Source organism: Ochrobactrum sp. SFR4, assembly GCF_019730395.1.
Lineage (GTDB): Bacteria > Pseudomonadota > Alphaproteobacteria > Rhizobiales > Rhizobiaceae > Pseudochrobactrum.
Genome location: NZ_JAAPBB010000011.1, coordinates 22,133 through 45,818 on the forward strand (window position 1 = coordinate 22,133; position 23,686 = coordinate 45,818).

Below are 23,686 nucleotides of genomic sequence, written 5' to 3' on the forward strand. Positions count from 1 at the left end.
AACATTCGATGAATAATCCGCGTCACAATGAACGTGAAATCCGTCCTGCAACCGGCACGGAAATCACCGCCAAAAGCTGGCTCACCGAAGCGCCGATGCGCATGTTGATGAACAATCTGCATCCCGATGTTGCCGAGCGCCCGCATGAGCTGGTGGTCTATGGTGGTATCGGTCGCGCCGCCCGTACATGGGCAGATTTTGACAAGATTGTTGCCAGCCTGAAAGATCTGGAAGGCGATGAAACATTACTGGTACAGTCCGGCAAGCCGGTCGGTATTTTCCGCACCCATAAAGATGCGCCGCGCGTTCTGATCGCCAATTCCAATCTGGTGCCGCATTGGGCAAACTGGGATCATTTCAACGAACTGGATAAAAAGGGACTGGCTATGTATGGCCAGATGACCGCCGGTTCGTGGATTTATATCGGTGCGCAGGGCATTGTGCAGGGTACCTATGAAACCTTTGTCGAAGCCGGTCGTCAGCATTTCGGTGGCAATCTCAAAGGCAAATGGATTCTCACCGGCGGCTTAGGCGGTATGGGCGGCGCGCAGCCGCTGGCGGCTGTGATGGCCGGTGCCTGCTGTCTTGCAGTTGAGTGCGATGAAACCCGTGCGGATTTCCGTCTGCGTACCCGCTATGTCGATGAAAAAACCCACAGCCTTGATGAAGCGCTGGCACGTATTGATGCGTGGACAAAAGCCGGTGAAGCCAAGTCGATTGCGCTGATCGGCAATGCGGCAGAGATTTTCCCTGAACTGGTGAAGCGCGGCGTTAAGCCGGATATCGTCACTGACCAGACTTCTGCGCATGATCCGGTACATGGCTATCTGCCGATCGGCTGGAGCGTTGCTGAATGGCGTGCAAAACAGGAAAGCGACCCGAAAGGCGTTGCAAAGGCAGCGCGCGCCTCGATGAAAATTCAGGTCGCCGCGATGGTTGATTTCTGGAATATGGGCATTCCGACCCTCGATTACGGCAATAATATCCGTCAGATGGCGCTGGAAGAAGGTCTGGAAGACGCATTTGCCTTCCCGGGCTTTGTGCCTGCCTATATCCGCCCTCTGTTCTGCCGTGGTATCGGCCCGTTCCGTTGGGCAGCACTCTCCGGCGATCCGGAAGATATTTACAAGACCGATGCCAAGGTCAAGGAACTGCTGCCGGATAATAAGCATCTGCATAACTGGTTAGATATGGCGCGTGAGCGCATTGAATTTCAGGGTCTGCCTGCCCGTATTTGCTGGGTTGGCCTTGGTGACCGCCACCGTCTCGGCCTTGCCTTTAATGAAATGGTCAAAAACGGCGAACTGAAAGCACCGGTTGTGATCGGCCGCGACCATCTGGATTCCGGTTCTGTGGCTTCGCCAAACCGCGAAACAGAAGCGATGAAAGACGGCTCTGATGCTGTATCCGACTGGCCGCTGCTCAATGCCCTGCTCAACACCGCATCCGGTGCCACATGGGTATCGCTGCATCACGGCGGCGGCGTTGGCATGGGCTTCAGCCAGCATGCAGGCATGGTGATCTGTGCTGACGGTACCGATGATGCTGCCCGCCGCCTTGAGCGCGTGCTGTGGAATGACCCTGCAACCGGTGTGATGCGTCATGCCGATGCCGGTTATGACATTGCAGTCGACTGCGCCAGGGAACAGGGTCTGCGTCTGCCGGGCATTCTCGGCAATTAAAATCTGATTACAAAGGCAGCCTGCGAGGAGGCTGCCTTTCTTTTTCACATTTCCGGCTTTGGGAGAGGCCGTAACAGACAAGGGCAAAACAGCTTCTGAGATTACGGAATCTCCTTCTGCATGAATAACAATAATCAGGGGTCATCATGTCAGATATAACTGTTGGCAGCAGCGGCGGTTCGCGCGGCTCAGCTGCATTCAAACTGATCTTTTTCAGTTTTCTCGGTATCTTTTTCTTCTTCGTTCCGGTCACCATCGGCGGAAAATCCACAATCCTGCTCGACCATGCTGCGACAGCAGTTGCGGTGCAATTGCGTCCTGTCGCACTGACCTTCGTCTGTCTTTTGATTGCCTATGGTGCGCTCAGCCCGTTTATCCGTGGCACATGGAACAAAAACCTGACGGAAAGCATTTTCTCCGTGCTGCGTGTGCTGGGGTTGGTACTCACCGGCATGTATCTCGCCGGTGTCGGGCCGGAACTGCTGTTCACACCGGATATGCTGCCGTTTCTCTTTGACAAGCTTGTCCTCTCCGTCGGCCTGATCGTGCCGATTGGCGCCTTGGCGCTGGCGTTTCTGATCGGTTACGGATTGCTGGAATTTACCGGCGTCATCGTACAGCCGGTAATGCGTCCGATCTGGCGTACACCGGGCTGGTCAGCCATTGATGCGGTGGCTTCTTTTGTTGGCAGCTATTCGCTGGCACTGCTGATTACCGACCGTGTATATCGCGAAGGCAAATATACCGCGCGTGAAGCGGCAATTATTGCCACCGGCTTCTCGACGGTTTCAGCAACTTTTATGATTATCGTCGCCAAAACGCTTAATCTGATGGATGCGTGGAACCTGTATTTCTGGACAACCTTCTTTGTGACCTTCATCGTTTCCGCAATTGCTGCGCGTCTCTGGCCGCTGGCACAAATGGACCATCCGGAAACCCGCGACACACCGCTACCGGAAGGTAAGTCCCGCTTGGCAACCGCGATCAATGTCGGTCTCGAACAGGCTGAAAAAGCGCCGCACATTCTGCCGATGCTGCGTGCAACTTTTATCGATGGTCTGCGCATGGCTTCGATGATCCTGCCAAGCATTATGGCCGTTGGCCTGCTGGGTCTGCTCGCCTCGAAATATACGCCGCTCTTCGACGTGCTGGGGCTGGCGCTTTATCCTTTCACATGGCTGGCACAATTGTCGGAGCCAATGCTGGCAGCGAAATCCGTGGCAGCCGGTCTTGCTGAAATGTTCCTGCCTGCCATCCTGCTGAAAGATGCCGATGTGGCGCTCAAATTCGTAGCTGCAGTGGTTTCTGTCTCGCAGGTACTGTTTCTCTCGGCATCCATTCCTTGTGTGCTGGCAACTTCAATTCCGCTCAAATTCCGTGATCTGATTGTGATCTGGTATATCCGCACAGCGCTCAGCATTCTGCTGACAGCGCCGGTGGCGCTCTGGGCGGTTTCCAACGGCTGGTTACAATAAATGCAGCTTCTCAAAAATCATCAGCACCGCCGGATGCCGTGGAAAAACGGCGGCGGTGTTACCGTTGAAATTGCGGTTTTTCCAGAGGATGCGTCAGTCGATAATTTCGACTGGCGTATCAGCACCGCAACGGTAGCCGGTGACGGGCCGTTTTCGGTCTTTACCGGCATCGACCGCACTTTATCCGTGCTTGAAGGCGACGGGATTACCCTGTCCGTCGAAGGTCTGGCAGATCAGGAACTGAAAGGTGAAACACCGCCTTTCTCCTTCCCTGCCGACAGTCCGACCAGTGCGAAATTGCTCGGCTCAGCCATCACCGATCTGAATGTGATGACACGGCGCGGGCGCTTTACGCATCAGGTCAGCCGTTATGGGGTTACAAAACCTGTCAGTCTGTCTTTGAGCGGAACAACCGTGCTGGTCTTCTGCAGCAAAGGTACTGTGCAAGCCGGAGGTACACAGCTTGAGGCCAATGATTGTCTGCGGTTTGAGCACTGCAACAATACAGAACTTCAGCTTTCCGGCAATGGCACAGTCTTTGTGATTGTGCTCAATCCGGCCTGATCTTCCAGCCATGTTTTGCAGGTTGCAAGCATCGTGTTCACGGGCTGGTCGCAGGACAGTAGCAATGTCACCGGTTCACCTTGCGGGATTTCAAAACTGGCCAGTTGCGAAATGAGTAAAGATGCGGGCATGAAATGCCCGTGTCTCGCCTGCATTCTCGCAGCAATAATGTCAGGGTCGCAGATCAGACAGATGAAATATAACGGCTCACCGGTCTGCTCACGCAGCAAATCCCGATAAGACTTTTTAAGCGCGGAACAACTCGCCACCGCGCCCTCTGACTGGTTTGAAAGAGCCGCTGCAATGGCTTGCAGCCAAGGCAGGCGATCCGCATCATTGAGTGGCTGACCGGCCTGCATTTTCGCAATATTGCTTTGCGGATGCAGATCATCCCCCTCAATAAAGGACAATCCCAGAACCTGCGCCAAAGCTGAAGCCAGTGTTGATTTGCCGGAACCGGAAACGCCCATCACTATAATTCGCACCGGTTCCGCCTCTCTGCTCAAATGCTTGTATTAAGGCAGGAAATCATTGGTAAAATAGCTCGAAAAGTCCGGTTTTTCCTGCAACACGGCACCTTCTTTATCATAGAGAATGCCTGCCTTAAACAGGAACTCACCCAAGGCCAGCATGGTTTCCGGTCGCATTTTACCGATTGTACCGTTACTATCGCGCAGGAAATGCCCGTCATTCAGAGCTTTCAGCGAGGCGCGGATGAGCTTGTCATCGGTCAGCACATCCTGATTACCGCGAATGAGAATATCGGCTGCTTCATCGGGATGATCCGCTGCAAAAGCAAATCCGCGTTGCGTGGCACTTAAAAATTCCTTTGCCGTTTCCGGATTGTCTTTGAGATATGTGCCGGAGGAAACCAGAAGGGTGGTATGCTGATCCGGTATACCGTAATCCGAATAGCGGAACGCCCGCTGCTTCACACCTTCCAGCTCGTTTTTCACCCCTTCCCATGTGGCGATTTCCAGCGTGAAATCCACGGCACCATTGGCCAGCGCCTCATAGGCCGAGGTGCCCAGTGTCACAATTTCAAACTCACCTTTGCCACCATCGGCACGGATCAGGGTTTCAATCAGCTTGCGCTCCCAATTGGAGCCGAAACCGGCATAGGTTTTGCCGTCGAGATCTTTCGGCGACTGAATATCCTGCCGGTCATCCATAAACACCAGGCGACCGGTTTCGTGCTGCACCACGGCATAGGTGCCGACAAGATCAGCACCCGCAGTGCGCTGCGCAAACAGGCCGGTAGAGCCGACAATACCGAAATCCGCCGCACCATTGGCAACCAGCAATCCGGCCGATGTGTCGGAATAAGGCAGGATCGTTACATCCAGTCCGGCGTCTTTGTAAAAGCCCTGATCGCGGGCAATGAACATGCCGATATGATTGGTATTCACCGTCCAGTCGAGGGCGACAGTCACCTTCGCCGGATCTTTGGCAAATGCAGTTATTGGTAAAACGCTCATCGCGCCAGACAGAGCCAGTGCGGAAAGCAGGCGACGACGGTTCAAAATTGCCATGGTCATATCCTTATGAATAAAGCATTTCCAGCAAAAGTGGAAACCGGTTTTGCGTAGGATAATTCGTAAAAACAAACAGTTAGAGCGGTTTCAACATTTAAGTCATAGCTGGAACCGCTCTTAGTAGGAGTTCAAGAATTTCAGCTTCCAGTGCGGCAGCTTTTTCCAATGCGGTTTTGTGCAGTGAACCCCGTCTGGGGCGCGGCAGATCGACGGTCACCTCATGCACAACCCTGCTTGGTCGCGCCGACAACACATAAATTCGGTCTGAGAGATACACCGCTTCGCGCACATCATGGGTGATCAGCAAAGCCGTCCAACGATAGCTCTGCCACATGCTTTCCAGCCAGTGCTGCATTGAAGCACGGGTCAAGGCATCAAGCGCACCAAATGGTTCATCCAGCAGCAGCATTTTACGTTGCTGAATAACGGTTCGCAGCAAGGCTGCCCGCTGGCGCATACCGCCCGATAATTCCGCCGGATAAGCCTGCTCGAAACCGGCAAGGCCGAATTCCTTAAACAGCGGTTCGGCTAATTTGCGGGCATCCTTGCGGCTCATGCCCTGCACTTCCAGCCCCGGCGTGGCATTATCAATCATCCGCCGCCACGGCATCAAAGCATCACGCTGCGGCATGAACGCAAAGGCATCGCCTGATTGTGCTAATGGCGCGCCGTCAAAGATGATGCGCCCCTGCGAGAGCTGTTCCGCACCCGTCAACAGATTGAAAATTGTAGTTTTTCCGGCTCCTGACGGCCCCAGAACCGAGACAAACTCGCCCTCCGCCACATGCAGCGAAATATCCCGTAGCACCTCCAGCGAGCCGAAAGATTTAGCGACAGATTGCAATTGCAGACGTGTCATTACTCTGCACCCCGCTCTGTTTTCAGCCACGGGGCGATCCATTTTTGTATCAGAAAAGTCAGACCAAACAGGCTTAATGTCAGCGTCGCGCTGATGAATACCGCTGCCAGCACCAGATCAGGCCGGAAATTGTTTTTAGCATTAAGAATATAAATGCCTAAGCCTTTGAAAGCACCCGCATATTCAGCAAATATCGCACCAACGACTGCATAGGTAATTGAAATGCGTAGGCCTGCGAAAAAATAAGGCAAAGCTGACGGAATGCGCGCTAACCGGAAGATCGTCCATCTGCCTGCACCCATTGATGACAGCAAATGCTCTATCTCTTTATCTGTCGAGGCATAGCCCTGCACCAGTGCCACCAGCATAGGGAAAAAGGTGACTAGAGAGACCAGCAGAATTTTCGGCAACAGACCAAAGCCAAACCACAGTACAATCAGTGGTGCAATGGCGATCAGCGGCAGGGTCTGGCTAATGATGAAAACCGGAAACAGCGCTCGCCGCAGCCAGATATAGCGGTCAATCAAAACGGAGAGCAGACAAGCGGTAATCACGGAACAGCTGAACCCAATCAGCGAGGCACGGATTGTCGGCAGGGTATTATCCCATAAAGCCTGACGATGCAGAAACATCTGCTGCAAAATCCGGCTCGGTGCCGGCAATACGGACGGTGCAATACCGGACAGCGCAACATAGCTTTCCCAGAACAAAAAGACTGCACCGACAGACAAGATTGCAGGAAGAACTCTGAACAGATGAGCCGATGACTTGCGTACAGATTGCGGGCAATCTGCAGCGGCAGTTTGATAAACAGACATGATAAAATTCCGGTGACAAGAATACGGGTGAAACTTGCAAAGAAATTCTTCAGGTCAGCCGGAAATACGCCGCCGGAATTACAGTGACAAAAGAAGTGGAAATTTGTGCGCCAGAAATCATGGTCCGCCTCGCTCCGCTAGTATTACCCAGATCAGCTTTAGAGTCCGCCAGTTTGACACTAGCATCTCAGCCCCGGCACTACGGAGCCCCCCTGTGGATGCGCGAGATTAAGCACATATTGCAGTCGTTTGAAAGAGCATAAATTAAAACGGCGCATGTGATTGCTCACATGCGCCGTTTCATGAGATCTGTCAGAACAGATTATTTCTTCACTTCAGCAGCCACTGTATCCAGTGCCTTGGCAAAAGCGCCGACCATTTCATCAACCTGTTTTTCATTGATGATCAGCGGCGGGCAGAACGCAACAGTGTCCAGCATGTTGCGGCAGATAACACCGTTGTTGAGCAGCGCATTATTTGCCATCAAACCGAGATTACCGGCTTTTTCAAGCGGTTCTTTGGTCTGCTTGTCAGCAACAAGTTCAACCGCTGCGATCAGGCCTTTACCGCGGACTTCACCCACCAACGGATGATCAGCCAGTTCACGCAGACGCTTCTGCATATGTGCACCGACGTTGCGGGCATTATCGACCAGATTATTTTCTTCAATAATCTTGATATTTTCATTGGCAACAGCAGCAGCCACCGGATGTGCACCGCCGGTATAACCATGGCCGAAAGTACCGATACGGTTGCTTTCATCAGCCAGAGGTTCAAACACCTTATCATTCACCAATAGTGCCGAAATCGGCAAGTAAGAAGAAGATAGCTGCTTGGAGAACACCATAATATCCGGCTGCATTTTGAAGGTTTCTGTACCGAACATATTGCCGGTACGGCCGAAACCGCAGATTACTTCATCCGCAATCAGCAGAATGTCGTATTTCTTCAGAACAGCCTGAATTTTACCCCAATAGCTGTCCGGCGGCACAACAACACCACCGGCACCCATGATCGGCTCACCGATGAATGCGGCAATCGTTTCAGGGCCTTCTGCAAGGATCATCGCTTCCAGATCAGCAGCCATACGGTCTGTGAACTGCTCTTCCGTTTCGCCCGGCAGCGCTTCACGCCAGTAATGCGGGCAGGATGTGTGCAGAATATTAGCAATCGGCAGATCAAAGGACATCTGGTTTGCAGGCAGACCGGTAAGGCTTGCTGCAGCAATGGTCACACCATGATAGCCGCGCTTACGGCTGATGATCTTTTTGCGCTGCGGCTGACCGAGTGCATTGGAGCGGTACCACAGCATTTTAATCGCGGTATCATTGGCCTCGGAGCCGGAATTGGTGAAGAACGCCTTGCTCATCGGCACCGGTGCCATGGTCACCAGCTTTTCTGCCAGATCGATCACCGGACCATGCGATTTATGGCCGAAATTGTGATAATAAGGCAGTTTCTGCATCTGTTTGGTGGCAGCATCAACAAGACGCTGTTCCGAGAAGCCGACACCTACGCTCCACAGACCGGCCAGACCTTCAATATAGCGCTTGCCATTGTTGTCCTCGACATAGATCCCGTCACCTTTTTCAAGGATCATCGGTCCGATTTCCTGATGACGACGCGCATTCGTGTAAGAATGAAGGTGATACTGAATGTCACGCGCTTCAGGTGAATTCGGCTGCTTATCCATAGTTCCCTACCTGGTTTTACTCCAGAACGGCCTGATCTCCCGAACAGGATACCGTTCATCGCTTTGCTCGGCGCAGCTTTTCACACAAAAACATTGCTGTTTTTTGCTTAAAACTACTCTGAAATTTCTCCGTTGAAGCGATGATCTGAAATAAAATCCCGCCTCCCATTTGATGCATCATGTTTTTTATATAATAGTTTGTCAAGCATATCGCCGCGTCCAATTTATTGTTGCGACAGGCCTGATAAACAGCGTAATCAATAACACTGCCGTGATTATATTCATGGTTATGATGAGTCATTTTATTCAGAACATTTCCGGCAAAACAGGGCCGGATTTGGAGTGAGATCATAAAAACAGAACAGTTCGCTCACTGCGGGGGACATATCTTGCATGAATGGCATTTCAGAACTTCAGACGCTTGAACACCATAATCTCGGCGAAATCGTCTATCGCAAACTCTCTCAGGCGCTGATGCGCGGACAATTTGCACCCGATACGCGGCTGACCATTCGTGAACTGGCAGCATCACTGGGAACCAGTGTCACGCCGGTGCGCGACGCATTGCTGCGACTTATTCAGGACGAAGCGCTGATTCAGAAAACACCGCGGGATATCCGCGTACCGGTGCTGGATCAGAAAAAATATGAAGAAATCCGTTCCATCCGCGTGCGTCTTGAAGGACTGGCCGCCAGACAGGCCGCACAACAGGCAGGTAAAAAGGACATCGCCCGCCTGTGGAAACTGGTCGAAGATAATGACAAGGCAATGAAAAAACAGCTCTGGGGCGATGCCTTGGCGATGAACCATATTTTTCATTCGGCCCTGGTGGAAGTCGCGGCCATGCCGGTGCTCAATTCCATCATCAACCGGCTGTGGCTGCAAATGGGGCCACTGATTGCCGATGCCTATAAACATGGCGGACGTGCAATGATTGATGACCATTATAAAATTGTGCAGGCAATAGAAAATCGTGATGCAGATGCAGCGGAAGCAGCAATCGCCCATGATATTCTGACAGCCAGTGACCTGATTATCAGTCGCATCCGTTTACACAGTCCGGACAGCTGATCCACAGTCTTATCAGGCATAACGATTTGCCCCGGCAAAATCCTGACAATTCATTTGCCGGTTATGCACAATCAGCGGATTTATTATTACAAATCGTTAAGCTTGGTAAAAAAATGGTTTTCTTGCTTTTTTTCATCGCCAAGCTGTGACAAGACTGCAAACACGGCATGACAGCCGGTGTTTGTCAGGAGCGTATCTATCTCTCCGGTGTCTTGATTTTATCGCATTGTTGCGCACATCCGGTAAAAATACCGGGCGGGTGCGGCAATGCTCCGGCTGTTATTTATATTTCAGGGATATTGCCATTTCATGACTGTGCTGTTTTTGCGTCTGGCAACGTTGAGCATAACGCTTCCGGCTCTCGCGTCCTGTGTCGCTGTCGGCCCCGACTATCAGACTCCGTCCACTTTATTGCCTGCTTCATGGAGCGGACAAAAATCTGCACCAGCCAAACCGGCGCAGCTTGCACAATGGTGGAAACGCTTCAATGATCCGGTGCTGGACAATCTCATCGGACAGGCTGTGCAAGGCAATAATGATGTTGCACTGGCAAAAGCCAAAATCCGCGAAGCTCGTGCATCCTATCAACAAGCAGGCGGCGCGTTATACCCTGTGCTTGACGGCTCAGGCAGTGCGAAACGTTCCAAGAGCGGCGACAGCGGTGAAAGCACCGGTCTCACTGCCGGTCTGAACACCAGCTGGGAGCTTGATCTTTTCGGTGCAAATCTCCGCTCCGTTGAAGCCGCACGCTATGGTCTGGATGCTGAGCAGGAAAATATGCATGCGGTTCTGGTTACCATGATCGGTGACATTGCCAGCAACTATGCGGAATTGCGCGGATTGCAGGCACGCATTGCGCTGACTGAACGCACCGTAAAATCTCAGCGTAAAACCGCTGAACTGACCCGTGCACGGTTTAATGCCGGTGATATTTCTGAAGTTGATCTGGCTAATGCAGAAGGCCAGACCAGCAGCACGGAAGCGCAAATTCCGGAACTGAAAACCGCCTATGCCAAGAGCCTGCATCGCCTGTCGGTACTGACCGGTCAAGCGCCGACTGCGCTGACCGCTACGCTTGAGAAACCGAAACCGGTTCCTGCGGTTCCGGCGATCGTGACAGCCGGTATTCCCGCTGATCTGCTGCTAAACCGCCCTGACTTACGCGTTGCAGAGCGTAATTATGCGCGCTCCACAGCTGTGATCGGTCAGAGACAGGCAGCGCTCTATCCGAGTGTCAGCCTCACCGGTAATATCAGCACCGCGGGTGCGCGGATCGGCGATCTCGGAAAAGGCTCGACAATCAGCTGGGGTTTTGGCCCGAGCCTGACCGTTCCGCTGTTTAAAGGCGGGCAACTCAATGCCGCGGTCGATGCTGCGAAAGCCAGTCGCGATCAGGCCTTTATCAGCTATCGCAAGGCCATTCTTACCGCTTTGGAAGAAGTGGAAAATGCCAGTGTGTCACTTAATCAGCGGCGTATTCAATATGCCAAGACACAAAAAGCCGTGCAATCTTACCGGCGGGCAACGGAGCTTTCCCGTGCGCTCTACCAGAGCGGCTCAACAAGTTTCCTTGATCTGCTGACATCCGAGCGTTCACTCTATTCGAATGAAGGCAGCCTGATTCAACTCAGGGTCAGCCTGTTGCAGGACTATATCAACCTGCAAAAAGCACTGGGTGGCGGCTGGGACGGAACCATTATAACGGACAAAGCTGAAATTCAGGACGGCTATACAGGGCCGCATCTCGTAACCCAAAAAAGAATACCCTGATATGAAGATTCAGGCTGATGAGGTATAGATGAACGGTAGTTCCAAAAAGAAACGCGGTTTTGCTAAAAAATGGCTCTTCTGGTTGCTTGCAATCGCAGGACTGGCTGCTGTTCTCTATTACTTCACTGCGGATTATTTCAAAACTGAAACCCCGCAGATCATGACTTATACAGTGCGCAAGGGTGATATTGAAACCACAGTCCTTGCCACCGGCATTCTCAAACCTGCACGACTGGTGGCAGTGGGTGCACAGGCTTCCGGCCGTGTGCTGAGCCTCAATGTTAAAGCCGGACAGCTGGTGAAAAAAGACAACCTGATTGCCCAGATTGATGCCACCACCCAGCAGAATGATCTGCGGAAGGCGAAAGCGGAAGAAGTCCGCAATCAGGCAGACCGCGAAGATAAAATCGCCCAGCTGGAGCTAACCAAACAAGATCTGACCCGCCAACAGCAGATGGTGTCGCGCAATGCAATTTCGCGCGCCGATTATGACAAGGCCGTCAAAGCCGTTAAATCTGCCGAAGCGCAGATCGCATTAAGCGATGCGCAGATTGTAGTCTCGAAAATTGCCGTTGAAACGGCTGAAGCCAATCTCGGCTATACGCAAATCCGTGCGCCGATTGACGGCACAATTCTGGCAACTGTTGTGCAGGAAGGCCAGACGGTTAATGCTGTGCAATCAGCACCGACCATTGCTATTATCGGCCAGCTCGACACCATGACTGTTGAGGCCGATATTTCTGAAGCCGATGTTGTAAATGTCAAAGAAGGACAGGATCTTTACTTTACGATACCCGGCCAGAGTAACAAGCGTTACACAGCTAAATTGCAAATTCTGGAACCCGCGCCGCAATCCATCGTCAGCGACAAGAGCTTTGGCGGTACCAGTGCGGCCAGCAGCAGCACCAGCACAGCCTCGGCCATTTATTACAAGGGCATTTTTGACATTGCCAATCCTGACGGCGTGCTGAAAACCTATATGACCGCTGAAATTCATATTATTCTGGGGCAGGCTGATAATGTTTTGCTGATCCCTTCCACCGCGCTTTCCGAACCGGATGAAAAAGGCAAAATCACGGTGCGGGTGATGGAGCCGAACGGAACTATCAGCGAAAAACCGGTCGAAACCGGCCTGAATGACAAGGTGATGGTTGAGATCATCTCCGGTCTGAAAGAAGGTGAGAAAATCGTAACCGGAGATGGTGCCGGCGGACCTGCAGTTCCGCGCAGCCGTCGTGGCCGCTCCATAAGGTTCTGATGATGGATAAGCCGTTAATTACCTTAGAGCATCTTTATCGCCATTATCCTTCAGGGGACGGTTTCACCACTGTGCTGAAAGATGTCAATCTGACAATCGGCCATGGTGAAATGGTGGCGATTGTCGGTGCTTCCGGCTCCGGCAAGTCCACTCTGATGAATATTCTGGGCTGTCTCGACAGACCTTCTGAAGGCAAATATTTCATCTCGGGACGAGAAACTTCCGACCTTGATGCCGATGAACTCGCCCAGCTGCGGCGCGAGCATTTCGGCTTCATTTTTCAGCGCTATCATCTGCTTAATGAGCTGAGTGCTGTCGGCAATGTTGAAATTCCCGCAATCTATGCCGGTCAAAACCGTGAAGACCGGCAGGAGCAGGCCGTTCACATACTCGACCGGCTCGGCATGGGAGACAGGACTCATCACCGCCCCGGCCAGCTTTCAGGCGGTCAGCAGCAACGCGTTTCTATCGCCCGTGCGCTGATCAATAATGCCGATGTTATTCTGGCCGATGAGCCGACCGGTGCTCTGGACAGCCACAGCGGTGAAGAAGTTCTCAAAATTCTTGAGGAGCTGCATCGCGAAGGCAAAACGATCATTATTGTGACTCATGACCGTAATGTCGCCGCACGCGCGCAGCGAGTTATTGAAATCAGTGACGGGGAAATTATCTCCGACACCACCCGTGATGACAAGGCTGCAACCGCGCAGGCACCTGAGAGCGATATTGCGACTACTACGAGTGCAGGCAAAGGCGGACACTCATCGCTGGGCACATTGGCCGACCGTTTCAGCGAAGCTTTTTTAATGGCACTGCGCTCGATGAATGCGCACCGGCTGCGCACTTTTCTGACAATGCTTGGTATTATTATCGGGATTGCTTCGGTTGTTTGTGTTGTGGCACTCGGCAAAGGCTCACAAAAGCAGGTGCTCGACCAGATCAGCAGTCTCGGCACCAATACGCTGGAAATTTTCCCCGGACGCGGATTTGGCGACCGTATGTCTGCCCGCATTACCACTTTGACGATTGATGATGCAAACCAGCTTGCCAAACAACCCTATATTATGGCTGCAACGCCAACGGTTTCCACACCGGCAACAGCGCGTTTTGGCGGCGTGGAAGCAAATGCCCTGATTAACGGCGTCAGCGACCAGTATTTTGTCACCCGTGGCAGTAAGATTGCTGAAGGGCGCTTTTTTGACGAGCAAAGCGTTCAGGATATCGCGCTGGATGCGGTAATTGACGAGAATACGCGCAAAACTCTGTTTGCAAATTTCCACGGCAGTCCGGTCGGTCAGATTGTCATTCTTAAAAATGTGCCGGTCAGAATTGTCGGTATCATGCAGCCGGAACAGGGCGGTTTTGGCTCCAGTGAAAACCTGTCCATCTATCTGCCCTATACCACAGTGCAGACCCGTATGACCGGCTCACGCGTTTTGCGCAGCCTCACACTGCGCATCAGCGATGACACATCTCCTGAGCTGGCAGAAAAGGCTGTCACGGCTTTTCTGATCCAGCGACATGGCGAAGAGGATTTCACGATCCTGAACACCAATGATATCCGCAAAACTATCACCAGCACCACACAGGCACTCACATTGCTGGTCTCAGCCATCGCGCTGATTTCATTGCTGGTTGGCGGTATCGGCGTGATGAATATTATGCTGGTTTCCGTGTCAGAGCGGATCAATGAAATCGGTGTGCGGATGGCTGTCGGCGCAAGGCGCAGCGATATATTGCAGCAGTTTCTGATCGAAGCTGTGCTTGTATGCCTGATCGGCGGTTTTCTGGGCATCATGGTAGCTATGGGCTTCGGCTGGTTGTTCAGACAATTCAATACGCCGTTTGAGCTGATCTATTCGCCATTCTCAATCATCGCCGCATTTATCTGCTCAAGTCTGATCGGTATTTGTTTCGGCTTCCTGCCCGCGCGCAATGCCTCCAAGCTTGATCCGGTGGCCGCTCTTGCCCGCGACTGATTTTCCGCGATCACCTTTGCTTGCAAAGGTGATCCTGCAATCATCATTCGCCGATCATCACTTCAAAAAATGAAAATTTCACAAGATTTTTTATATAATAAAAAATCAAGATCCCAAAATATGTAAATATAATTATTCTGGTAAAAATATATATTCTATATTTTTACCATGAATTTAAATCTTATCGTCTGGAAATAAACAAAATAAATCAATGGTTTGAGTTGTATTTTTACTACATTATTTTGATTGAATTGAAAATATATTTAAATCTCATGCTTTCAAAAGGAGACATTGCGTGAAAAATAAATTTTTACTTTTAACTGCTGCGATTTTCATTTCCAATATCCATATTTCTCATGCAGCCGATGTCGTTTACAATAGTCCTGAAGCCCCCGCCTATGATGAAGCCTCCATCTGGGGCGGCGCCTATATCGGCGGTCAGGTCGGTTATAATTGGGCAAAATCCAAAGTCAGCTTTGATAATAACGATAGCTCAATAAATGCCAGCCCTGCCGGTTTTATCGGCGGTATTTATGCCGGTTATAACTGGGAATTTTCCAATGCTTATCTGTTTGGTATTGAAGGCGATATTAATTATGCGGATTTAAGCAAGACAACTGTGTTAACCGGCCCCAATAATGAAATTACTTTTACGCCGCGGGTTGAGTTCGAGGGGGCTGTTCGTGCCCGTTTCGGTGTCAATTATGAGCGCTGGCTGCCTTATATTGCCGGTGGTCTGAGTGTGGCAAGAGTAAAGGATACATTTACCATTCAGGATGCAAGAGTACGCGATTCTCTTGAACAGACTGATACCCGTATCGGTTTTACAATCGGCGCAGGTGTTGATTATGCACTGACCAATAATTTGTTGTTACGTGCTGAATATCGCTACGCAGATTACGGTAAAAGAACGCTTGGCGATGATGATGACGGCGTCCGGGGCAAGCTGACAACCAACAATGTTCGTCTTGGTATAGCCTATAAATTCTGAGAATTAGCCCCGGAATCTTCGCAAGAAGATTCCGGGGCTTTAATCCGGTGCTGTCATGGAATTAAAGCTGACGCAGAGGTCAAGGCTCCGGTGAAGATGGCAACATTGTATCACGCCAGTCACCGATAAAACGCTGCCTGCGCATCTGATCCTGCGCCGCGAGCAAGGAAGGTCCGATCCGTATCGGCCTGCCAATACCCGATGTCAGCAAAGAAGCCGGCGCATCAATATCAGGTGGCGGCACGCCATCCCACGGAAAAGAGATACCTTCCTGTAAGGCAACAGCTTTTCCTTGCGGTGAAAGCAGATAATCGAGAAAGTCTTCTCCGAGACGGTAGTTTTTTGCATAACGCGGCAACAAGACACCCCTGCTGAGAATATGTGTATAATCCCGCATCATTGTAATACGCAATTTGGGGTTCCGCTTTTGCGCGGCATAGGCATAAGAGCCCAGAATATTATAGCCGATATAAAGCTCGCCCTTTTCCAATCTGCTGAGCACATCATTATTGCAACAATATAATGCGCTCTCTGTCCGACTCATACTTTCCAGCAACCGCCCGTAGGTCGCTGATGCCTGCTGCGCATCAAGAAAAGCAAGCAAATAGCCTATGCCGGATGTCCGCAAATCATAGGTACCGACACGGCGGAAATAATAATCATTTTTCCTGCGCAGCAGATCGGCAAGTTCGCCATGTGTTTCGGCCATCTCATCCGGCGCAACATAATCGCTGTTATAAACCAGAACCGCCGGTTCAAAAGTGAAACCATAAACTTCATTGCGCCACTCAGTCCACTCAGGAACATTGATCGTATATTGTGACTGATAGGATCGGGCACATCCGTCATTGGCGAGTTTCACCAGATGATCGACCGAAGATGATAAAATAACATCCGCAAAGGATGTCTTAGCCATGCAGGCCGCATCCGCATCTTCGTAAAGATCATTGGTTACACGATCATTATAGGCCACAGCTATATCCGGTCTTTGCCTTTGAAAATCCCTGATTAAAGGCGCAATCGCCGCTGTATCCATTGCTCCGCTGATTTGCAGGCGCTCTGTTTCCGGTTTTAGCGCAGGAAACAGACTGAATGTCCCCTCGGAAGCACTGACAGGAGATGCAACACTTGTCACAAACCAAACGGCCAGCACAAATAATCTCAAGGCCTGATATTTGCTCATCATGTGTCCTGCCCCAGCGGAATATCCAGAATGACACAGAAATTGCTATGCGCGGTTTTCTCCCTGAAGCGGATCAGACCGCTATGGGCGGTTGCAACTTCCGAAGCGATGGCAAAGCCCAGACCGGAATTACCCTCATGCGGTTTCGACGTCATGAAGCGCTCAACAACATGATGCCATTTTTCAGGCGGGATACCATCCCCGTCATCAGAGACTTCCACCAGAGCACGGCCGTTTTCTGCGGCAACCCTGACCGCAAGTTCGGCCTTACTGCCATGGCGCAGGGCATTATCGATAATATTGGCAATTGCCTCGCGCAGACTGACAATATCCCCCGCTACCGGCACTTGCTTTTGCGCAGCCTCGAATGACACCACAATATCAGGATTAACTGTCACCGGCACCGCCATGCGGAAAGCCTGTCTGGCAACAATGACCAGATCTGTCTTTTCCAGATGCACTGTCCCTGCCCTGTGAATGACCATGGCATGGTTGAGTAATTGTCCTGTCAGTCTTGATAATTCCGCGATGCGAACGCGCATACGTTGCAGGGAATGTTGCGCATTTGCCGGCAGAGTTTCGGTTTCCAGCATATCCGCCTGTGCAGCCAGAGCTGTCAGCGGCGTGCGTATCTGATGTGCCGCATCGGCAATAAAGCGCTGCAGAAGTATCACCCTTTGGTCAAGCCGGTTCATAAAATGATTGATCGAACCGATAAACGGCTTCATCTCGGTCGGTATATCAAGATCAAGCGGGGTCAGATCCTGCGGATCACGTTTATGCAGCGCGCTGCCAAGCGCCGCCACGGGTTGCAGCGAATAGCGTATTGCCAGAATTCCGGCGATCAGCGCCAGAAAACTCATCAGAATAACGAGCAAAATAGCACGGCTGGTAATTTCCTGTGTCAGCACATTTCTGGCTTCAGTCGTTTGCGCCACCAGCACATATGCCCATCCGGATAAAGGCGGATCCGACAAAACACGGGAGACAACCACCAGACGCACAGGCGTGTCGCGATAAACATCATTGAGAAAAACAGGCCCCGTCCGCGCCGCAGTATAATCAATATAACCGGCCAGATCGCGATAACCCGTCAGAGTTTGCCCTTCCGTATCAATCAGGCGGTAAAAGATACGGTCTTCCTGTGAAAATCCCAGCAATTCAAAGGCCGAAACCGGAAGACTTGCATTCAGCTTGCCATCCTCGATGGACAGGCTGCCGGCCATTTGCAAAGCAGCACCGAGCAGCAGCCGGTCATAGGTCTGGCTGGCAGCACTGCGCCCGTAATACCGTGCAGCGGTGATAAGCAATGCCGCGCCGATAATCAGAATAATCGTGACCCGCAGAACCAGCCTGCCAAAAAGCGAATGCTCACGTGCCATTATCTGCGACCATCTGGTAGCCGATGCCCCGCTGCGTAATGATCCTGACGCGCGCTCCCTCAATCTTTTTTCTCAGACGGCTGATATAAAGCTCAACAGCATTGCTGTTCACCTCTTCATCAAAACCGTAGAGATGATCCATCAACTCACCCTTACTGAATAACCGCCCGGGTCTTGAGAGCAGCAATTCCAGTATTGCGATTTCACGCCTTTTCAGCTGAATTTCTTTTGTACCAACCGAGACCGAACGGCTTTGCCGGTCAAGAATAAGGTCGCCGCAGGTGATAAGATTTGTGGCACCACCGTTTTTGCGACGTAACAGCACCCTGATACGGGCTTCAAGCTCACGAAAATCAAAGGGCTTCACCAGATAATCATCCGCGCCGATATCCAGCGCACCAACACGGTCTTCAACCTCGGAACGCGCCGTCAAAATCAGCACCGGCGTCATATTACCGGTCTTACGGATATGTTTCAGTATCTCGAAACCGTTCATGCCTGGCAGCATAACGTCGAGAATAACCAGATCATATTCGGTAAAGCCGAGAATTTCAGCAGCCGCAGCGCCGTCTGTTTGCCAGTCAATCAGGTGACCGGTTTTTTGCAGACGCTGGCTGATTGCCTCCCCGACATCAGTTGTGTCTTCCACCAAAAGAATACGCATGATGCCGAGTTAACATGAGAAAAGCGCAGTACACAAGAACACGAAAATCTATTTTCGGTGACAGTCTCATGACAGGTTCATATGGAAGTTTCGCCCGATCACAGACTGGGAGGAATGTCTGTGATGCCGGTTACTGCGGTCTCCGCACCGCGATGTAAAATTGCCGGTTGTCGTTCAGATGTTGCGAGGAGCCGCCAGGAGAGCGGATGAGAGGGAGCGCATATGAAATATCTGTTTATTGGTGCACTGGCCGTTACCGGAGTGGCTTTCACTGCGGGCGCAGGTGCTCAGGCTGAACCGTCAAAGCCGGAATGTCTCGCGGGGGCGAAGCCAGGCGGCGGCTTTGATCTGACCTGCCGTCTGGCAGCAAATGCACTGCTGGCAACAAAAACAATCAATAAACCAATGGCTGTCACCTATATGGAAGGCGGCGTCGGTGCGGTTGCTTATAATCATGTCATCAGCAAACGCGCAGCCGATAATAATATGATCGCAGCAGCCTCCACCGGCTCGGCACTGCTGATCGCACAGGGCAAATTCGGCAAATATGATGAAAGTTCAGTCCGCTGGCTTGGTGCTCTCGGCACAGATTACGGTGTGCTGGTTGTGGCAGCAGATTCCCCTTATAAAAACCTTCAGGAGCTGATTGCCGCCTATAAAGAGAACCCTTCTGACTTTGCCATTGCTGGCGGCGGTGCTGTCGGCTCGCAGGACTGGATGAAAGGTTCGCTGCTGGCTAAAAATGCAGGTCAGGATCCGAAACAAATGCGCTATGTCGCGCTTGAGGGTGGCGGCGCGGTACTGACTGCTCTGGAAGGCGGTCATGTCAAAGTCGGCGCCGGTGATGCTGCAGAAATGTCGAAGCATCATGCCGCAGGTAAAGTGCGCATTCTTGCGGTGATGGCACCGGAGCGTCTGCCGGGTGATCTCAAAGATGTTGCAACGGCTCGCGAACAGGGCGTTGAAATCGACTGGCCGGTCTGGCGCGGTTATTATGTCGGCAAGGATGTTTCTGACGCCGATTATAAATGGTGGGTCGATGCTTTTGCCAAAATGGCAGAAACACCGGAATTTGCGCAGGAGCGTGAAGCGCGCGGCCTTTATGCCTATACTCAGATCGGGCAGGCTTTTGACGATCAGGTTAAAGCTGATGTAGCACGCTTTAAAACACTGGCCAAAGAAGCAGGTATGTAAGCGCAGCTTTGCAGGTGGCGCGACCTCCATTCCGTGCCGCCTGCATGGTGCTCTCGGCCCTGACTAATCCCGCATTCTGTGCTTTTGCCAGTATAGCAGGATCAATCCGTTTCACTTCTACACTTTTCTGGCTGTGTCCGGATATGCATCAGCATCTTCGCAAAGCCATAAGCAAATTATGCGGCAACCGCCTCACCGGCGGCGATGCAGGAGGCAGTTTATGTCCGAAAACTCAGTAAATTCAAAACGTACAGGGCTTATTTATGCGGCCTGTTTTCTGGTGCTGGCCGTGGTTTACGGAATTGGCGGCAGCCGCATTGACTATGCTTTTGCTTCAGATCCTCTCGGGCCACGGGTAGTGCCGGTCATACTGGCAGTCATTCTCGGACTGTTATGTTTCTTTTATCTCAGAAATCCGGGCGAGGCGGAAGATTTTCCGCGCGGAGCCACATTGCTGCGGGTGCTGGCTGTGCCTCTGACACTGGTTGTGGCCGTACTGCTGCTTGAAATCGCAGGTTTTCTGCTGACTGTTTTCTTCATCGTCACCGTGATTGCCGCCCTGTTTGGCGCACCGCTGAAATTTGCACTGGCAGGTGGCGCCCTGCAAGCCCTGCTCTGGTGGTTTGTGTTTTCCTATTTGCTCGAAGTCTATCTGCCCAAGGGCATTGTTTTTGGCTGATTGGCCGTATCTCAGCCGGCCATTTTTCCGCCGAAAGGAATTTTCACATGAATCTTGATTATCTCTGGAACGGTTTTGCCGTTGCCCTGACAACCCAAAATCTTCTCATCGGCCTGATCGGCGCTTTTATCGGCACCATGGTCGGTGCCCTGCCCGCCATCGGTCCCATTAACGGCATCGCTCTGCTGCTGCCGATTGCCTATACAATGGGTCTGCCGCCGGAAAGTACAATGATCCTGCTGGCAGCCATTTATTGCGGCGCAGAATATGGTGGTCGTATTTCCTCCATCCTCCTCAATGTACCGGGTGATGCCGGTGCAGTGATGACTGCGCTGGACGGAAATCCGATGGCGCGTCAGGGACGTGCCGGTGAAGCGCTTATGCTGTCCGGACTGTCCTCATTCGTAGGCGGTATGATCGGCGCAACAGGGCTGGCACTTTTTGCACCACTGCTATCCGGTATTGCGATCGGCTTTGGTCCGGCCGAATATTTTGTACTGATGGTATTTGCCTTTGCCACACTCGGTTCCATGGTCGGTTCACAACCTGCCAAAACATTGATCGGCTGTGTGCTCGGCCTGATGCTGGCAACTGTCGGTCTCGATGCAACCTCCGGCGCCTATCGCTTCACCTTCAACGAGCCGGAACTCGGCGATGGTATTGAATTTGTGGTGCTGGTAATTGGTCTTTTCTCGATCTCGGAAGCATTGCTCATTCTGGAAAATCAAGCCAGGGGCCACACTGTCATCCGCAATATGGGACGTATGTTTGTCCGCTGGAGCGATGTTGTGCGCTCAACCGGCGCAACATTGCGCGGTTCTTTCATCGGCTTCATCGTCGGCGTTTTACCAGGCACCGGCGCATCCGTTTCCAGTGCTGTTTCCTATACAACTGAAAAACGTATCTCCGACACGGAGGGTACTTTCGGGAAAGGCGATGTCCGTGGCCTTGCAGCTCCGGAAGCGGCGAATAATGCAACAGCCTGCGGTGCCTTTGTGCCAATGCTGACGCTGGGTGTACCGGGATCAGGCACGACTGCCGTTATGCTCGGTGCGTTGATGCTGTATAATATTCAGCCGGGCCCGATGCTGATTGCCGAACGTCCTGAAATTGTGGGTGGTCTGATTGCCTCCCTGTTCATCGGCAATATTCTGTTGCTGTTACTCAACCTGCCGCTCGTCAATATATTTGCGCGTCTTCTGACTCTGCCGAACTGGATTCTGGTACCCGGTATCCTCATCCTCTCGATTATCGGCGTCTATTCCAGTCATGCATCTGTCTTTGCTGTGCTGCTGATGCTTGCAATCGGCATGGTCGGCTGGCTGCTGCGTAAAGCGGGCTTTGATATGGCGCCGATTATTCTGGGTTTTGTGCTTGGCAATATGATGGAAGTGAACCTGCGCAATGCACTGGCCATTAGCGGCGGAGATATCTCCATCCTGTTCCAGAGCAAAATCTCGCTGATCCTCTGGATACTGGCCGCCGCCGTGGCAGTTGTTCCCGCCGTTCTCGCCCGCAGGGCACGCCAGAAAAAACGTCTTGCTGCCGAAACAGCCTGATTACGCAGTTTCAGAACAACAAGAGGGGGAGCAGATTTGCTCCCCCTCTTCATTTTCATAAGGCTTTGTCATTTTTTTATGTTACGGATTACTGGCTCCGGCAATTACAAATCCTTTGAAGAGAGTTTCATGTCACTGACTGATATTGTGTTTATCGTTATTCCGATTGTTGTCGCGATGCTTATTGCCCTGTCAGTCAGTACAGGAAAATTGCGCAGAGAATATTATTGGGCGGTTATTCCTCTGGCTGCTGTTGCGATGACAACCCTGCTGATGACGGCATAAATTATTACTGCCGGCTCGAACACATCAGCAGGATATTTTCGGATAAGTGATGCTCTCAATATTCTCTGTCATCGTTCTGGGGACATTATATTTCTCGGTTCCTAAACCACCAGCACCGGAAGTGTGCAGTGCAGAAGACGGGGACCGTGCTTTATCTGAAACACAGATAGAAGCATGGACGCTGCAGACCGCAAAATGCTCCTGCTTTATCTCTCTGCCAGGCACCGAGCAGAGTGAATTTTCAATGGTGGTTGTCAAAGCGACACCAGACCAGACGGTGCCGCTGTTATCTACCATGCTATCCGTTGCTGAAGAATTTCCGGACAATACCGGGAATTGGCCGGTGCAGATCAATGATATGCCGGTAAATGCAGAAGCCGCGCCTCTGGCCGGCACCCTGACCGTTGAGCTGAACGGGGAAACGGACTGGATCACCAGACTATCAAAAGCGAAAAGCCTCAAAATCGGCCCATATCATTTTGCATCTGATAAATCGGCAGCAGCAATGGCCGCACTGAGAGCCTGTTACTCTTCCCTGAAGGGCAAGTAAAACAGAGCAGACTTAAAATCTGCCCCGTTTTCGTATCGTAACTATGCAAAACAGACAGGAATTACTGTTTTGTCAGGGCTTCGTATTGTGCGCAATGGGCTGCAATTGTTGAGCCTGTGGCGGTCGCAATCTGTTCAATTGAAACAGGTTCAGTGCCGTCATAGCTGTTGCCATTGGCGCCTTCCGCTTCGTACTTATCGCTTTCAGCTGAATCTGCAGCAACCGGCAGGGCTGCAATGATTTTCTCATAACCGGCCGTCGCATCAGCGGAAATATGACCGTTTGCAACGCAATATTTGATCAGGCCAAGCTGGTTGCGTGCAGAATTATAGAGCTTGTCGCTGTCAGCATCAGCAAGTACAGCTGAAGACAGGACCGGCAATTGAATTATTGCAGCAGTGAAAACGGCTAAAAGTTTTGTATTCATAAGAGAACCTGTTTCGTTTGTTTCATATAACGGAAAGGATCAGAGAAAACCTGTGGCATCCTGGGCCA

At 51.7% G+C, this 23,686-nt stretch carries 22 protein-coding genes; 13 read left to right on the plus strand and 9 right to left on the minus strand.

Features of this window, described 5'->3' with window-relative positions; genetic code table 11:
* Positions 1 to 8 precede the first annotated feature (8 nt).
* The 3 genes from hutU to HBA93_RS13415 all read left to right on the plus strand — a co-directional run bounded on the left by hutU (position 9) and on the right by HBA93_RS13415 (position 3,721).
* On the plus strand, positions 9 to 1,682 hold the full coding sequence (gene hutU, locus HBA93_RS13405) for a urocanate hydratase (protein WP_221723603.1): 1,674 nt from the start codon (positions 9 to 11) through the stop codon (positions 1,680 to 1,682).
* A gap of 146 nt (positions 1,683 to 1,828) precedes the next feature.
* Positions 1,829 to 3,157 carry a YjiH family protein gene (locus tag HBA93_RS13410; RefSeq protein ID WP_221723604.1) on the plus strand — a complete coding sequence of 443 codons (1,329 nt, stop codon included), beginning with the start codon at positions 1,829 to 1,831 and terminating at the stop codon, positions 3,155 to 3,157.
* Positions 3,158 to 3,721, plus strand: a complete 564-nt coding sequence (locus tag HBA93_RS13415; RefSeq protein ID WP_286201929.1) for a HutD/Ves family protein — start codon at positions 3,158 to 3,160, stop codon at positions 3,719 to 3,721.
* Here the strand turns inward: HBA93_RS13415 and HBA93_RS13420 are convergent.
* The 5 genes from HBA93_RS13420 to HBA93_RS13440 all read right to left on the minus strand — a co-directional run bounded on the left by HBA93_RS13420 (position 3,670) and on the right by HBA93_RS13440 (position 8,626).
* On the minus strand, positions 3,670 to 4,206 hold the full coding sequence (locus HBA93_RS13420; protein WP_353619362.1) for a gluconokinase: 537 nt from the start codon (positions 4,204 to 4,206) through the stop codon (positions 3,670 to 3,672). The genes HBA93_RS13415 and HBA93_RS13420 overlap by 52 nt on opposite strands.
* A 30-nt stretch (positions 4,207 to 4,236) precedes the next feature.
* Positions 4,237 to 5,253, minus strand: coding sequence for an ABC transporter substrate-binding protein (locus tag HBA93_RS13425; protein ID WP_221723605.1), 1,017 nt, complete (start codon positions 5,251 to 5,253; stop codon positions 4,237 to 4,239).
* Between the two features lie 97 nt (positions 5,254 to 5,350).
* Positions 5,351 to 6,115, minus strand: coding sequence for an ABC transporter ATP-binding protein (locus tag HBA93_RS13430; RefSeq protein ID WP_221723606.1), 765 nt, complete (start codon positions 6,113 to 6,115; stop codon positions 5,351 to 5,353).
* Positions 6,115 to 6,933, minus strand: coding sequence for an ABC transporter permease (locus tag HBA93_RS13435; RefSeq protein ID WP_221723607.1), 819 nt, complete (start codon positions 6,931 to 6,933; stop codon positions 6,115 to 6,117). Before HBA93_RS13435 ends, HBA93_RS13430 begins: the two co-directional genes overlap by 1 nt.
* Positions 6,934 to 7,255: 322 nt before the next feature.
* Positions 7,256 to 8,626 (minus strand): aspartate aminotransferase family protein, encoded by a 1,371-nt coding sequence (locus HBA93_RS13440; protein WP_121993238.1) that lies wholly within the window; start codon positions 8,624 to 8,626, stop codon positions 7,256 to 7,258.
* Between the two features lie 393 nt (positions 8,627 to 9,019).
* On the opposite strand from HBA93_RS13440, the gene HBA93_RS13445 reads away from it, so the two are divergent.
* The 5 genes from HBA93_RS13445 to HBA93_RS13465 all read left to right on the plus strand — a co-directional run bounded on the left by HBA93_RS13445 (position 9,020) and on the right by HBA93_RS13465 (position 15,695).
* Positions 9,020 to 9,697 (plus strand): GntR family transcriptional regulator, encoded by a 678-nt coding sequence (locus HBA93_RS13445; protein ID WP_121993240.1) that lies wholly within the window; start codon positions 9,020 to 9,022, stop codon positions 9,695 to 9,697.
* 309 nt (positions 9,698 to 10,006) lie between these two features.
* On the plus strand, positions 10,007 to 11,467 hold the full coding sequence (locus tag HBA93_RS13450; protein ID WP_221723608.1) for an efflux transporter outer membrane subunit: 1,461 nt from the start codon (positions 10,007 to 10,009) through the stop codon (positions 11,465 to 11,467).
* Between the two features lie 28 nt (positions 11,468 to 11,495).
* Complete coding sequence (locus HBA93_RS13455; RefSeq protein WP_221723609.1) at positions 11,496 to 12,725, plus strand: efflux RND transporter periplasmic adaptor subunit; 1,230 nt, start codon at positions 11,496 to 11,498, stop codon at positions 12,723 to 12,725.
* A 2-nt stretch (positions 12,726 to 12,727) separates the two neighbouring features.
* Positions 12,728 to 14,704, plus strand: coding sequence for a MacB family efflux pump subunit (locus tag HBA93_RS13460; protein WP_221723610.1), 1,977 nt, complete (start codon positions 12,728 to 12,730; stop codon positions 14,702 to 14,704).
* Between the two features lie 295 nt (positions 14,705 to 14,999).
* Positions 15,000 to 15,695 carry an outer membrane protein gene (locus HBA93_RS13465; protein ID WP_221723611.1) on the plus strand — a complete coding sequence of 232 codons (696 nt, stop codon included), beginning with the start codon at positions 15,000 to 15,002 and terminating at the stop codon, positions 15,693 to 15,695.
* A gap of 79 nt (positions 15,696 to 15,774) precedes the next feature.
* Here HBA93_RS13465 and HBA93_RS13470 read toward each other — a convergent pair whose 3' ends face one another.
* The 3 genes from HBA93_RS13470 to HBA93_RS13480 are packed head-to-tail and all read right to left on the minus strand — an operon-like array spanning position 15,775 to position 18,924.
* Positions 15,775 to 16,878: an ABC transporter substrate-binding protein gene (locus HBA93_RS13470; RefSeq protein ID WP_221723612.1), complete on the minus strand. Its 1,104-nt coding sequence runs from the start codon at positions 16,876 to 16,878 to the stop codon at positions 15,775 to 15,777.
* The gene (locus HBA93_RS13475; RefSeq protein ID WP_221723613.1) at positions 16,878 to 18,260 is read right to left on the minus strand and encodes a sensor histidine kinase; all 1,383 of its coding nucleotides are present in this window, start codon (positions 18,258 to 18,260) and stop codon (positions 16,878 to 16,880) included. Before HBA93_RS13475 ends, HBA93_RS13470 begins: the two co-directional genes overlap by 1 nt.
* A complete protein-coding gene (locus HBA93_RS13480) occupies positions 18,250 to 18,924 on the minus strand; it encodes a response regulator transcription factor (RefSeq protein WP_121993247.1) in 675 nt (224 codons plus the stop codon). The genes HBA93_RS13475 and HBA93_RS13480 overlap by 11 nt, the downstream gene beginning before the upstream one ends.
* Positions 18,925 to 19,146: 222 nt before the next feature.
* Here HBA93_RS13480 and HBA93_RS13485 point away from each other — a divergent pair, with 222 nt between their 5' ends.
* From HBA93_RS13485 to HBA93_RS13505, 5 genes are all read left to right on the plus strand, one after another.
* The gene (locus HBA93_RS13485; protein WP_221723614.1) at positions 19,147 to 20,118 is read left to right on the plus strand and encodes a Bug family tripartite tricarboxylate transporter substrate binding protein; all 972 of its coding nucleotides are present in this window, start codon (positions 19,147 to 19,149) and stop codon (positions 20,116 to 20,118) included.
* A 220-nt stretch (positions 20,119 to 20,338) separates the two neighbouring features.
* The gene (locus HBA93_RS13490) at positions 20,339 to 20,797 is read left to right on the plus strand and encodes a tripartite tricarboxylate transporter TctB family protein (protein WP_221723615.1); all 459 of its coding nucleotides are present in this window, start codon (positions 20,339 to 20,341) and stop codon (positions 20,795 to 20,797) included.
* 47 nt (positions 20,798 to 20,844) lie between these two features.
* On the plus strand, positions 20,845 to 22,356 hold the full coding sequence (locus tag HBA93_RS13495; protein WP_221723616.1) for a tripartite tricarboxylate transporter permease: 1,512 nt from the start codon (positions 20,845 to 20,847) through the stop codon (positions 22,354 to 22,356).
* A 129-nt stretch (positions 22,357 to 22,485) separates the two neighbouring features.
* Positions 22,486 to 22,641, plus strand: coding sequence for a hypothetical protein (locus HBA93_RS13500; protein WP_221723617.1), 156 nt, complete (start codon positions 22,486 to 22,488; stop codon positions 22,639 to 22,641).
* Between the two features lie 49 nt (positions 22,642 to 22,690).
* Positions 22,691 to 23,191 (plus strand): hypothetical protein, encoded by a 501-nt coding sequence (locus tag HBA93_RS13505; protein WP_221723618.1) that lies wholly within the window; start codon positions 22,691 to 22,693, stop codon positions 23,189 to 23,191.
* Between the two features lie 61 nt (positions 23,192 to 23,252).
* Here the strand turns inward: HBA93_RS13505 and HBA93_RS13510 are convergent, their stop codons facing one another.
* Positions 23,253 to 23,618, minus strand: coding sequence for a hypothetical protein (locus HBA93_RS13510; RefSeq protein ID WP_221723619.1), 366 nt, complete (start codon positions 23,616 to 23,618; stop codon positions 23,253 to 23,255).
* Positions 23,619 to 23,686 lie beyond the last annotated feature (68 nt).